Here is a 12,109-nt window from a genome sequence, read left to right on the forward strand (position 1 = left end):
TTGAATCTTAAGTAATAGTTATCTGCATTTTACAGAATCAGTTTGTCGTATTCAACCCGTGAGGTTGGCGCATTTACACCCCGCAACATAGTGCCAGGAGTTATACATTAATATTGAAAGCCAAGAGAAGTTTAAAAACAGGAAAGGGACTTATGATGAAGAATCAACTTTTGACGCAATTCGATTTACACCAACGCTTGTATAACAACGTGCTGGATGGGTTTACCGATACCGAAACCAATCAACGGCTTTATGATGATTCCAACATCAACCATGTAAAATATTTGGCCGGACATATTTTGAACTCTCAGTACGGCATTGCCCTACTGGCGGATGCAACCTCCATTGTACCTAAGTGGAATAAGTTATTTGCCGGTGCCGGGCAGTCGGAGGCCAAAGATGACATCGATTATCCATCAATCAACGAGATAAAAACCGAATGGAACTCAGTTCATGATCCCATCCGGAATAAGCTGGTTAACCTAAGCCCAAAATTCCTGAGTCAAAAACCACCGGCACCGATGGATGACTTTGCAGATTCGCGCGGTGAACTTTGGGCCTTTCTCAATCATCATATTGCCTACCACATCGGTCAAATAGGTATCCTGCGGCGGGGATTTGGGAAGCCACCCATGAGTTTTGATTAAGCAAAAAGCTATGAATATGAAGCCGTCAGCTTTTAGTGTATTCATACTGAAAGCTAATGGCTGATCGCTAAAATTACACTTAGTATTAACAACCATTACCAAATAATAAAATCATGAAATCAGTAAATCCATATCTCAACTTTGACGGAAATTGCGAAGAAGCCTTTAAATTCTATCAATCTGTATTTGGCGGTGAGCTCGATATCGTTCGCTTTAAAGATATGGGCGATAACATGGGAGCATCGGGCGACGACCTGGATAAAATTGCTAATGCAGGGCTACCTATCGGCGGGGGCACTATGCTCTTGGGCTCAGATGTTATGGGCTCGTGGGGACAGTCGTATGATCCCGGCAACAATTTTTATATCAATCTTGAAGCGGAAAGTTTGGACGAAACAAAACGATTGTTCCATGATCTGTCGGATGGTGGAGAAGTAGAAATGCCGCTCGAAGAACCCGAATGGGCGGAACTGTTTGGCATGGTTATCGACAAGTATGGTACCCGCTGGATGGTGTACTATCCCGGAAATAAAGCGTAGAAGCTAATTTTAAAGATGCCAGTCAGCCTTTAAAAGACTAACTGACCTATAAAAAGAAAAGTTATCATGATACAAGCGAATCCATATTTGACCTTTGGCGGCAACTGTCGTGAAGCCATGACCTTTTATCAAACTTGCTTTGGAGGTGAATTGACCTTCCAAACCATTGCCGAAACACCCATCGCCGACCAGTGTCCTGAGGGCATGCAAGATCAGATTATGCATTCCCTGCTTTCTAAAGGCGATTTTGTGTTAATGGCAACGGATATGACCCAAGCCGATGAAATCATCACAGGAAATGACATGGCTATCTCTCTAAATTTTGATAACGAAAAGGAAATCAAGCGGTGCTTTGACGAGCTCTCCGATGGCGGTACTATCATCGAGCCACTGGAAGAAAAATCCTGGGGTGCCCTTTTTGGAGTAACAAACGATAAATTTGGAAAAGTGTGGATGCTAAATTTTGATAAAAAGGAAAAGCATAAATAAAAGAGCTTCTCAGGGCTATGAACGAAATTTTGATAACAATCCAACTCAAAAGAGGAAAAAATGATTATGAAAACAAAACAAGTTTGGGCCAACCTGTCGGTAAAAGATCTGGAACGTACCCACAAGTTCTATACAAAGCTGGGATTTAAGCCCAATGGGGAATTTTCCAAAGAAAATGAACTGGTTAGCTTTTTGGTCGGTCAGGATGAATTTGTGGTTCATTTTTTCTTGGAGGAAAGCTTGAAACCATCCATGGGTGGAGATATAGCGGATTTGGAGAACGGCAATGAAGTGATGTTTACCCTTTCCGCAGATAGCAAGGAAGAAGTGGATGAATGGGCGGAAGCAGTTAAAAAAGCAGGCGGCACCCTGTTTAGCAAGCCGCAGACAATAAAGGGGAATAAGCATTGGTATGGCTGTGGCTTTGCAGATTTAGACGGCCACAAATGGAATGTGTTTTATAACGGTAAATAACATTTACCGGAAATACTCTGTCACTTTACAACTTAGGAGAAACCACTATGAAAAACGAAAAAGAAGCACTACCCGAAATTGTATCACAAGAGGAATGGCAGGAAGCCCGTAACAAACTTCTTGCCAAAGAAAAAGAATTGACTCGGGAGCTGGATAAACTGGCTGCCGAACGCCGTCGCCTGCCCATGGTTCTTGTAGAAGAGGACTACACTTTCACTGGGCCTGAAGGAGATGTTACCCTGCTGGACCTTTTTCACGGTCGTCGGCAGCTTATCGTTTACTGCGCAATGCTTGAACCCGGCGCCTCGCCCTGTGAAGGCTGCTCCATGGTCATGGATAACATCGGTCATAACCTGGTACATGTAAATGCACGCGACACCACCTTTGTATTTACGTCACCGGCACCCCAAGAAGAAATCACTGAATTGCAGCAGCGGATGGACTGGGATGCCCCCTGGTACACGGACCAGGGTCGTCGTTTTGCTGATGATTTCGGTGCTGGCAAAGGGTTCGCGGTCAACGTTTTCATTCGTGATGATGAAAATAATGTGTATCGCACCTACTTTACCACCGCGCGTGGCGGAGAATTGTTTGATACCAACTTCAGGCTGCTCGACCTCACGCCCTACGGACGGCAAGAAAACTGGGAGGATTCACCGGAAGGATGGCCACAAAGCGAGCCCTATACCTGGTGGAAACTTCATGATGAATATGAAGACTGAGAGGTGAAGCTATGTGTCCTGCATGCATCGCTTTAATCATAGCCGGAGGTAGCTCGGCAGGAGGGCTGACGGCCTTCACAATAAAAAAAGCTCGTCAACAGCAATCTTCAAAACAGAACAGAACCCAATCCAACGTAGAAAACAATCAGCATGAATAGTCAATACGTTATTATCAGCGAAGAAACGACCAAAAATTGGCTATTTGTCTTACCAGTGGTCTTGTGGTTTGTTGCCTGTGCCCCAGCTTTTGCACAGACTGATAAGCCTGTTACTGGTTATGCTCCCATCAATGGGCTCAAGATGTATTATGAAATTCACGGAACAGGAGGCACACCGCTGGTCTTGATCCATGGTGGCGGTTCAACTATCGAAACCAGTTTTGGGAATATCCTCCCATTTCTTGCTGACGATCGTAAAGTCATTGCAGTTGAACTGCAGGCCCACGGACGTACCAGTGACCGGGCAGGAGCTTTATCCTTCGAACAGGATGCAGATGATGTAGCCGGCCTGATGGCTCACCTTAATATCAAGAAAGCAAATTTTTTTGGCTTCAGTAATGGTGGTAATACGGCTATGCAAATTGGAATCAGGCATCCGGATGTGGTTAATAAACTGATTGTTGCCTCAGCCCTTTATGAAAAAGAGGGATTAGTACCGGGTTTTTGGGAACAGATGAAAAAAGCAACACTGGAGAATATGCCTGCACCTTTAAAAACAGCCTATATACAAGTGGCCGCTGATATAAATAACCTGAAGGTTATGCACGATAAAGACAAGGAGCGGATGCTCACATTCCAGGATTGGCCGGATGATGACCTGCGCTCCATAAAAGCAAGCACCCTGATTATGGTTGGAGACCGTGATATTATAACAGCTGAGCACGCCGTAAAAATGTCGCAGCTCATACCCGATGCACGACTGATGATATTACCGGGCACCCACGGTTCCTATATCGGAGAAGTCGTTACCACAAAAGAAAATAGCAAAATGCCTGAAATTACTGCTGAACTGATCGATAAATTTCTAAATGAATAAACGATCAATAGTTGAAAAACCTATTTCGAGATAAGAACACAATTAGCGTCAATCATCATTTCTTATATCGAGCTGACGTTAAAAAATAACATTACCATGATTATTAAGTCGAGCCAAGTTAGCATTCCGGTAAAAGACCTGGATGAAGCCAAAGAATTTTACACCGGAAAATTAGGATTTGTTGTCCGGACAGAAATGGAATTTTCGCCGGGCTGGCGATATTTGACGGTGGCGCCATCCGAGAAAAGCGAAACAGTGCTTGAGCTTCAAAAAGTCAATGATCCCGAAAGGCAGAAACGCATTGGAAAATCACCGGTCATGGCGCTTGTCATGTTTGAGACCGATGATATTGAGAAAGATTATCAAGTCATGAAAAAGCGGGGTGTCTCCTTTATGAATGCTCCTCGGGAAGTACCCGGCGGCAAAGGCGCAGCATTTGTAGATCTGTACGGCAATAAGCTTGACCTGTACCAGCCAATGGACCATTAATGAAAAGTTGTCTTATAGCAACACATTTTTTGAAATCAAAGGCTTGTAATAAACGGAGTACAATTCAGCGTTGGACCTGACTTTACTCCTCGTCCATAGAGACCAACTTTTTATTATAGTCAAGCGCCAGATCTATCCAGTAGTTAAAATCAGCCTCGGACTGTATATTTTCTTCATTTACATACACCCATCCTTTGTATTCCCGCTCTCTCATAATTACAGTCTGGCAGCCTTCTTTATCGATCACAGTTTCATGCATATCCGGGGCAATACGGCACATGATCCGATCAGCACCTGCTGTTACACACATTTTCCCATGAACCATAAACGCCAGTCCGCCAAACATTTTTTTCTCCTCAACGTCCCGCTGGTGGCCAAGCGCCTGCCGGATTCTATCCGCCAATTTTTCGTTATAAGCCATACTTGAAAGTTAAATGTTATGTTGGCGTATTCTCTTCAAAGGTAAGGGTGTCGAAAAATATGCGCAATGAAGCAAGCTTCCCGTTCTTTGCCTCCCAGACTTCTGCTACATCTCCATTCATACTTACTCCGTTGGGAAACATCAGGTCATAATTCCCAACTACAAAAGCACTGTCTCCTTCAACAACCATTTTCTTAACGCGCATCGTTTGATATACTTTGGAAAATCGATTGATCACTTTTATGTAGGCGTCTTTTCCGATGGTCGGAGTGGTCTCGGTCATATCTCCCCCAATGTACTCAAAGTTCTCGGCAATGACCGACTCCCACCCGACCTTTTTTGCAAATCCCTCATAATATGTTTCCAGAAGCTTTCTTGTCGATTCTGAATTTCCCATTTTATTGTTTCGTATTAAATATTTAGTATTTATTTCTAAGTGCTTGCATTACACAAGTACAATAATTAAAGTCATTGCAAATTGCAAGTACTTAAAACTATTGACAGCATGAAAAAAGCCAGATCAAATTGTCCCATAAGTTGTTCTTTGGAGATATTCGGAGATAAATGGACCCTGCTTATTCTCAGGGATGTTATGCTACGGGGAAAGTCTTCTTATGGAGAATTTTTAGAGTCAGAAGAAAAGATAGCAACGAATATCCTTGCAGACCGGCTAAAACTGCTTGAATCAGAAGGGGTTTTATCCAAAAAAGTATCCCCGGAGAATAAATCGAAATATATTTACAGTCTTACAGAAAAGGGGGTAGATCTTCTGCCTGTCATCATAGAGATTATGGACTGGGGAGCAAAGTATAACGCTAATTGTCCCCGCAGAGAGCTCGGCAAACGTATCGAAAAGGATAAAGCAGAAGTTATTGAGGAATATCTTGCAAAACTAAAAGGAGACGTCTAACAGAGAACTCTATCCATACCTATGTAATTCCTTCTGTGCTGAGACTCAAGGTGGATCATATCCTCCAAAAGAAGAATTTAATTAAAAACTATCAGCTTCATACTCGTCCAGCTGTTCTCTCTTTAGCCCTTTATATCTTGGAACTCTCACACTGTCGCAATTAGCCCGGAAGGTTGGCGTATTTCCACCGCACATACCACCTGAAAAGGTGCTAACTTTATTTTGTAAATAATCACAAAATAGGGGAACTATGAAAACAAATACTATAACACTCCCGGAAATCACATCGCGGGAGAAGTGGTTGGATGCCCGCAAAAAACTCCTTAAAAAAGAAAAGCAACTGACCCAAGCCAGGGATGCTGTGGCCGCTGAACGCCGCCGATTGCCCATGGTAAAAGTTGAAAAGGATTATCAGTTCAACGGACCTGAAGGTGAAGTTGAGCTGTTAGACCTGTTCAATGGACGCCGGCAACTCATTATTTACCACTTTATGTTTGATCCGGACTGGGATAAAGGCTGTCCAAGCTGTTCTGCGTGGGCCGATCATATTGCCAGGGGGCATCTCAACCACATCAATTCCCGTTCCACCACGCTGGCATTAGTTTCAAGAGCACCATTCCATAAACTAAAGATATTTAAACAGCGGATGGAGTGGAAAATTCCCTGGTACTCCTCCTACGGCAGTGACTTCAACTATGATTACCACGTAACAACCGACGAATCGGTGACGCCCGTGACGTACAACTATCGGGATAAAGCCACCCTGGAGCACTTAGGGCAACATTATCATGTGGAAGGAGAACAGCCCGGAATAAGTTGCTTTTTACGTGATGGAGAGCAGGTCTATCATACCTATTCAACTTATGGACGAGGAATGGAAGCGGTTGGGGGTGCCAACTACTTCCTCGATCTGACGGCCTTCGGCCGCCAAGAGGAATGGGAAGAACCCAAAGGCCGTGCCACCGGACTGGGAACCCCGGCCGGAAGCGGAAAAATTCGCTATCCCAATGAATATGACGAGTAACGTCTCATATTGTCGCAATCGGCCCGTAAGGTTGGCGTATTTCCACCGCGCAAGCTTCCTATCCATCAACTATACTACTTAACAGGATATACAAACGACGCACTTAATCTAAAAAACAGGGATAAAACCATGACCAATGAGAGCACGGAAGTAGCGAGCAAGGAAATCGTAATTAGCCGCACATTTGATACGCCGCGTCAAGACCTTTGGCAAGCGTGGACTCAACCTGATCAAATAGAACAGTGGTGGGGACCGCGTGGATTTACAACCCGGGTAGATGAAATGAAGTTTGAGCGCGGCGGTAACTTCAAATATACGATGCTGGATGCGGACGCAAATGAGTACCCGTCAGTGGGTGTATTTCAAGAGATAACTGAGCCCCAACGTATTGTTGCAACTGACGAGTTTGGAGATTCTGCTAATAATGACCAGGCTGCCCCGGAAGGCTTGCCCACCGGTATGATTACAACGACCGCCTTTGATGAAGAAAATGGAAAAACAACCGTGACCATTTCCATTATGCACCAATCCGTGGCGGATCGCAAAAAACATGAAGGGATGGGCGTAGTGACCGGTTTTAACGAGCAGCTCGACAAACTTGAGGAATATTTAGGTTGAACCTTAGTGTATTGGTTATCCGGTTAACTATTAACAAATAACCATTGACTTCAATAAACAGGGATTATCACCATGACAACACAAAACACAAAGAACATAAGCACTTGCCTGTGGTTCGATGACCAGGCTGAGGACGTTGCTAACTTTTATGTTTCTATATTTGAGAACGCCAAAATATTACACACCATCCCTTATCTTGTTGAAACTCCATCAGACAAGCCCGTCGGTAGTACGATGAGTGTGGACTTTGAACTGGAAGGCCTGCGATTTACTGCCCTGAACGGGGGGCCACTTTTTACCCCGAACCCTTCCATCTCTTTCTTTGTAAACTGTGACACCGAAGAAGAAGTAGATCGGCTTTGGGAAAAACTTTCGGATGGAGGAACTCCTTTAATGCCGCTGGATTCCTACCCCTTCAGTGATAAATACGGCTGGGTGCAGGACAAATATGGCATCTCCTGGCAAGTAATGATAGCAAATTGGGAACATGGTCAGCCGCCAACATTGGTACCATCTATGATGTTCACCGGCCCGAATGCCGGCAAGGCCCAAAAAGCAATCGATTATTATCGATCAGTGTTTAAGGACTCACAAAAGGGTACGTTCTTTCCTTACGGCCCTGACCAGCCCCCAAATAAAGAAGGCACGGCTGCATACGCTGACTTCATGCTTGAAAACCAGTGGTTTGCCGCCATGGACAGTGCTCAAAATCATGATTTCAATTTCAGTGAGGCCATTTCGCTTGTGGTACACTGCGAAACCCAACAAGAGATCGACTACCATTGGGAGAAACTCTCCGCTGATCCCAATGCCGAGCAGTGCGGCTGGCTGAAGGATAAGTTCGGCGTTTCGTGGCAGATTGTGCCGGCAGAAATGGGTACTATGTTTCAGGATGATGAGCAGGAGAAATCCAAACGAGCGATGGAGGCTATGCTCAAAATGAAGAAACTGGATATTAAAATGTTGAAAAACGCTTAAGAACTAAGGAGTTAGGACTCACCATTCAGAATAAAAACTCTTGGTTTCTGAATCCTGAATTCGTTGCTTTAATACGTATGAATTTCTACTAATAGGATTAAAAATGCAAAAATTACGTGTCGAAAGTTTTTCTATTTCTATTGATGGTTTTGGGGCCGGTCCAAACCAAAGCCTTGACAATCCTTTAGGGGAAGGGGCGGAAGACCTGCATCAGTGGTTTTTTCCTACTAAGACATTTCAACAAAGTAGTATGGGTAAGGATGAAGGTACCACGGGCACCGATAATGATTTTGCTTCCCGGGGATTTACCAACATCGGGGCATGGATTATGGGGCGGAACATGTTTGGTCCTATACGTGGTCCATGGCCGGATGAAAAATGGAAGGGATGGTGGGGAGAAAACCCTCCATATCATGTCCCGGTTTTTGTTTTAACCAATCACAAACGCCGGCCCATTGAAATGAAAGGGGGAACTACTTTTTACTTTGTAACCGAAGGCATTCATAACGCGCTTGATCGAGCGCGTGAAGCTGCCGGAGATAAGGACGTTAGACTTGGTGGTGGGGTTAGTACGATCCGGCAATATCTTACTGCTAAACTGATAGATGAGATGCATCTCGCCATTTCTCCTGTACTTTTAGGAAGAGGAGAGCATCTTTTCTCAGAAATTGATCTACCGGCGTTAGGCTATTTATGTACGGACCATGTAACAACAGACCAAGCCACACATGTAGTGATAACAAAGGAGCTTGCGAATTCTTCTGGTAAATAAATAATGATATGCGAAAAATCATCTATGCCCAACTGGTTTCTGCCGACGGATACATCGAAGACGACGAAGGGAAAATCGATTGGACCGAACCGGGAGAAACGTTGCACCGTCACTTTAATGAGCTCGAAAAAAGTATTGCGATTAATTTCTATGGCAGAAGAATGTCCGAAACGATGGACTATTGGTTAACCGCCGATCAAAATCCGGATCTGAAAGACTATGAACGTGAATACGCCCGATTGTGGCAAAACACGCAACGAATGGTATTTTCAAAAACCCTGGATAAGGTAGAGGGTAAGGCTCGGCTGTTGCGCGAAGTGGATCCGGAAGAAATTACAAAACTTAAAAGTAAGCCTGGAAAGAATATGGCAGTTGGTGGCGCAAACCTTGCTTCAACCTTTATTAAATATGGTTTGATTGATGAATTTCGGCTGTATATCCATCCGATTGTGCTGGGCAAGGGTAAACCCATGTTTCCAGAGAATGCCAACATTAATCTTGAGCTCCTCAAAACCCAGACTTTTCCCCGTGGAGTGGTTCTTTTGCAATATCAACCTAAGCACTAACATTATTTCATGGAAAGAATTGGCGTTTATCAAACCGATGTAAATGATCTATCAGAAGCAGATTCAATTTTGGATGAAATACGGCACAGGCTTCCCGGAAGCGATGCAAGCTTTGATTTAGACGACTGTGACAATGTTCTGCGTATTGAATACAATGCACCAGAGGCGGATAGCACAAAAGTTGTGAGTATACTGGAAGACAATGGATATCAAATTAATCCCCTGCCCTGATTCTTACATTTCTTGACTGGTCTATTTTTAATTTCAAACATCATCCGGTTCCACCGAGACATTGAATGACACAGAAAAGAGGCACTATGGCAAAAATTACAGTTAGTGAAGATTGCGGCAACTCACCAAAAAAATTACACCTTAAGAAGTTTAATATTGCTTTTGTAAAAAATGACCGGACATTTATTAACCAGAACGTTACCGATGATATTAGCTGGAATATGGTCGGAGAAAAGCATCGCCAGGGCAAGGAACAGGTCGCTGCTGAACTGAAAAAGATGAGAAGTATGGATATTACTGAGCTGGTAATCCACAATATTATTACTCATGGCTACAATGGCACCACCAATGGCCTGCTCAAGTTCAAAGGTGGGGTGACCCTTGCTTTTTGTGATGTATATACCTTTAGTTCGCCCAGAAATAATGCGAAAATTAAAGGAATAACTTCGTATGTGATTGAAGTAAAAGCGTAATCCTTATTAAGTATCAATCAGCTCTGTATCATAGACCTTTACATCTGCCCAAAGCGAATTGTATTGGTCAATGAAATCCAGGTGTTCCGGGTGCTCGGCATATGTTTCACAATCTTCTATGGTTTCGAACCAGGTGTAAATGGCATAGGCAAACGAATGATCGGTTACGTCGCGCTCTTTGGTATCTGCGGGCGTACCCAGCTCAGCGTGATGTATTTCAGCTATTTGTAACAGCTCTTTGAGTCCTTCTTCGAACTGCTGTTTTTCTTTGGATGTAACATCTTCATTCAGGTAAAAATAGACGGTATGCTGTAGCATGTCTGTTGTATTTTTAGATTCATTTTGAATGATAACTCTATAAAGCCGTCATAAAATACACCTTGTAAACTATTTTGCAATAAGAATGTACTTGGTTTATATGTTTTCAGGCATTACTTTACTATCAGGTTAAATAACCAGGTAGTAAAATACAGAATCATTTATGTCATCCGATCAACTGAGTAATACTTTTTCAGCACTTGCTGATCCAACACGCCGGGCCATCCTGGCTAAGTTAACAACCGGTGAGAAAACCGTTTCTGACCTGGCCGAGCCATTTGACATGACGATGCCTGCCATCACCAAGCATCTGAAAGTATTGGAAAAGGCACATTTAATTGAGCGCAGCAAGCAGGCACAATATCGGCCCTGCAAACTCCATCCAGAGCCACTCAAAGATATCGATGAGTGGATGGAGCAGTACCGCCAATTTTTTGAGGCGAGCTTTGACCGGCTGGATGACTATCTACAACAACTTCAATCAAAAAGTGAAGACATCAATGGGAATGAATAAAATGAATGTAGAGACCAAAGAACGGGAACTCATAATAGAACGTATTTTCGATGCTCCACCCGAACTCGTTTTTGAAGCTTATTCCAGCTGTAACCATTTGAAACACTGGTGGGGACCCAAAGAGTGGCCCATGGAAGAATGTGAAATGGATTTCCGGGAAGGAGGCAAATGGCATTACTGCCTGCGCGGGCCGAATGAAGGAGATGAGTCGTGGGGCAAGGCAATCTACAAGGAGATTGATAAGCCGGGGAAGCTTGTATATGAGGATTACTTTTCGGATAAGGATGGCAACATCAATGAAGAGATGCCGGGGATGCTGATAACAGTTGTGTTTATTGAGCACGGAGGCAAAACCAAACTATCCAGTACTACACTTTTTGACAGCCCCGAAACACTCAAGAAGGTTGTGGAGATGGGAGCTGTTGAAGGAATGACCAGTTCGCTGGATCGACTGGATGAGTACCTGGCTCAACTCACGACCAACAATCAGTAAACAAAGGAAAATACTATTATGAAAAAGAAAATTCTATTCGTTGCCTGCCTGCTTTTTGGACTGATGTTCATCAACGCAGGGCTGAACAAATTCTTCAACTACATGCCTGTGCCCGAAGATATGCCCGAACAAGCCACGACGATGTTCAACGCCATGATGCAAATAGGCTGGCTGATGCCGTTACTTGCCGTAGGTGAAATTGCGGGCGGTTTGCTTTTTATTATCCCGAAGACCAGGGCGCTGGCCGCGGTGATGCTGGTACCGATTATGGCAGGAATATTGTGTTCTCACTTTTATTTGGGAGAAGGATTTGTGATTCCGTTTGTGATGACAGCCGTCTTGGCCTGGGTGATTGTAGAAAACCGGGAAAAATATCTACCGATGATTAAGTAATTA

The 12,109-nt window shown here is 43.8% G+C and carries 21 protein-coding genes; 18 read left to right on the plus strand and 3 right to left on the minus strand.

From position 1 onward, the window contains the following. Positions 1–152: 152 nt before the first annotated feature. The 7 genes from J6I44_RS01580 (at position 153) to J6I44_RS01610 (ending at position 4,395) form a co-directional block, all read left to right on the plus strand. The gene (locus J6I44_RS01580) at positions 153–647 is read left to right on the plus strand and encodes a DinB family protein (RefSeq protein WP_265764184.1); all 495 of its coding nucleotides are present in this window, start codon (positions 153–155) and stop codon (positions 645–647) included. Between the two features lie 113 nt (positions 648–760). After that, a complete protein-coding gene (locus J6I44_RS01585) occupies positions 761–1,186 on the plus strand; it encodes a VOC family protein (RefSeq protein WP_265764185.1) in 426 nt (141 codons plus the stop codon). A 66-nt stretch (positions 1,187–1,252) separates the two neighbouring features. Next, positions 1,253–1,675: a VOC family protein gene (locus tag J6I44_RS01590; RefSeq protein ID WP_265764186.1), complete on the plus strand. Its 423-nt coding sequence runs from the start codon at positions 1,253–1,255 to the stop codon at positions 1,673–1,675. A gap of 66 nt (positions 1,676–1,741) precedes the next feature. Beyond that, positions 1,742–2,149, plus strand: a complete 408-nt coding sequence (locus J6I44_RS01595) for a VOC family protein (protein WP_265764187.1) — start codon at positions 1,742–1,744, stop codon at positions 2,147–2,149. Between the two features lie 47 nt (positions 2,150–2,196). Beyond that, positions 2,197–2,871 carry a DUF899 domain-containing protein gene (locus J6I44_RS01600; protein WP_265764188.1) on the plus strand — a complete coding sequence of 225 codons (675 nt, stop codon included), beginning with the start codon at positions 2,197–2,199 and terminating at the stop codon, positions 2,869–2,871. Between the two features lie 150 nt (positions 2,872–3,021). Continuing rightward, positions 3,022–3,906 (plus strand): alpha/beta fold hydrolase, encoded by an 885-nt coding sequence (locus tag J6I44_RS01605; RefSeq protein WP_265764189.1) that lies wholly within the window; start codon positions 3,022–3,024, stop codon positions 3,904–3,906. Positions 3,907–4,002: 96 nt separating this feature from the next. After that, complete coding sequence (locus tag J6I44_RS01610; RefSeq protein WP_265764190.1) at positions 4,003–4,395, plus strand: VOC family protein; 393 nt, start codon at positions 4,003–4,005, stop codon at positions 4,393–4,395. An 82-nt stretch (positions 4,396–4,477) separates the two neighbouring features. On the opposite strand, the gene J6I44_RS01615 is transcribed toward J6I44_RS01610, so the two are convergent. Further along, a complete protein-coding gene (locus J6I44_RS01615; protein WP_265764191.1) occupies positions 4,478–4,816 on the minus strand; it encodes a TfoX/Sxy family protein in 339 nt (112 codons plus the stop codon). Between the two features lie 16 nt (positions 4,817–4,832). Next, positions 4,833–5,213 (minus strand): nuclear transport factor 2 family protein, encoded by a 381-nt coding sequence (locus J6I44_RS01620; RefSeq protein WP_265764192.1) that lies wholly within the window; start codon positions 5,211–5,213, stop codon positions 4,833–4,835. Positions 5,214–5,321: 108 nt separating this feature from the next. Between J6I44_RS01620 and J6I44_RS01625 the strand changes: the two genes are divergently transcribed. From J6I44_RS01625 to J6I44_RS01660, 8 genes are all read left to right on the plus strand, one after another. After that, positions 5,322–5,726, plus strand: coding sequence for a winged helix-turn-helix transcriptional regulator (locus J6I44_RS01625; RefSeq protein WP_265764193.1), 405 nt, complete (start codon positions 5,322–5,324; stop codon positions 5,724–5,726). A gap of 250 nt (positions 5,727–5,976) precedes the next feature. Then, entirely contained in the window at positions 5,977–6,750 is a 774-nt protein-coding gene (locus J6I44_RS01630) for a DUF899 domain-containing protein (protein ID WP_265764194.1), read from the plus strand. 129 nt (positions 6,751–6,879) lie between these two features. Next, positions 6,880–7,368: an SRPBCC domain-containing protein gene (locus J6I44_RS01635; RefSeq protein ID WP_265764195.1), complete on the plus strand. Its 489-nt coding sequence runs from the start codon at positions 6,880–6,882 to the stop codon at positions 7,366–7,368. 72 nt (positions 7,369–7,440) lie between these two features. Beyond that, the gene (locus J6I44_RS01640) at positions 7,441–8,346 is read left to right on the plus strand and encodes a VOC family protein (protein WP_265764196.1); all 906 of its coding nucleotides are present in this window, start codon (positions 7,441–7,443) and stop codon (positions 8,344–8,346) included. A 103-nt stretch (positions 8,347–8,449) separates the two neighbouring features. Beyond that, complete coding sequence (locus J6I44_RS01645; RefSeq protein WP_265764197.1) at positions 8,450–9,118, plus strand: dihydrofolate reductase family protein; 669 nt, start codon at positions 8,450–8,452, stop codon at positions 9,116–9,118. A gap of 8 nt (positions 9,119–9,126) precedes the next feature. After that, complete coding sequence (locus J6I44_RS01650; RefSeq protein WP_265764198.1) at positions 9,127–9,684, plus strand: dihydrofolate reductase family protein; 558 nt, start codon at positions 9,127–9,129, stop codon at positions 9,682–9,684. Between the two features lie 9 nt (positions 9,685–9,693). Continuing rightward, on the plus strand, positions 9,694–9,915 hold the full coding sequence (locus J6I44_RS01655; protein ID WP_265764199.1) for a hypothetical protein: 222 nt from the start codon (positions 9,694–9,696) through the stop codon (positions 9,913–9,915). An 86-nt stretch (positions 9,916–10,001) separates the two neighbouring features. Beyond that, positions 10,002–10,388 carry a nuclear transport factor 2 family protein gene (locus J6I44_RS01660; RefSeq protein ID WP_265764200.1) on the plus strand — a complete coding sequence of 129 codons (387 nt, stop codon included), beginning with the start codon at positions 10,002–10,004 and terminating at the stop codon, positions 10,386–10,388. A gap of 6 nt (positions 10,389–10,394) precedes the next feature. Here J6I44_RS01660 and J6I44_RS01665 read toward each other — a convergent pair whose 3' ends face one another. Next, on the minus strand, positions 10,395–10,706 hold the full coding sequence (locus J6I44_RS01665) for a Dabb family protein (protein ID WP_265764201.1): 312 nt from the start codon (positions 10,704–10,706) through the stop codon (positions 10,395–10,397). Positions 10,707–10,869: 163 nt separating this feature from the next. Here J6I44_RS01665 and J6I44_RS01670 point away from each other — a divergent pair, with 163 nt between their 5' ends. Genes J6I44_RS01670 through J6I44_RS01680 form a run of 3 tightly spaced genes read left to right on the plus strand, consistent with a single transcriptional unit; the run spans position 10,870 to position 12,106 of the window. Further along, positions 10,870–11,220: an ArsR/SmtB family transcription factor gene (locus J6I44_RS01670; RefSeq protein WP_265764202.1), complete on the plus strand. Its 351-nt coding sequence runs from the start codon at positions 10,870–10,872 to the stop codon at positions 11,218–11,220. Continuing rightward, entirely contained in the window at positions 11,207–11,713 is a 507-nt protein-coding gene (locus J6I44_RS01675) for an SRPBCC domain-containing protein (protein ID WP_265764203.1), read from the plus strand. Before J6I44_RS01670 ends, J6I44_RS01675 begins: the two co-directional genes overlap by 14 nt. Positions 11,714–11,731: 18 nt before the next feature. After that, positions 11,732–12,106 carry a DoxX family membrane protein gene (locus tag J6I44_RS01680; RefSeq protein WP_265764204.1) on the plus strand — a complete coding sequence of 125 codons (375 nt, stop codon included), beginning with the start codon at positions 11,732–11,734 and terminating at the stop codon, positions 12,104–12,106. Positions 12,107–12,109: the final 3 nt, after the last annotated feature.

Source organism: Fodinibius salsisoli (assembly GCF_026229185.1).
GTDB lineage: Bacteria > Bacteroidota > Rhodothermia > Balneolales > Balneolaceae > Fodinibius > Fodinibius salsisoli.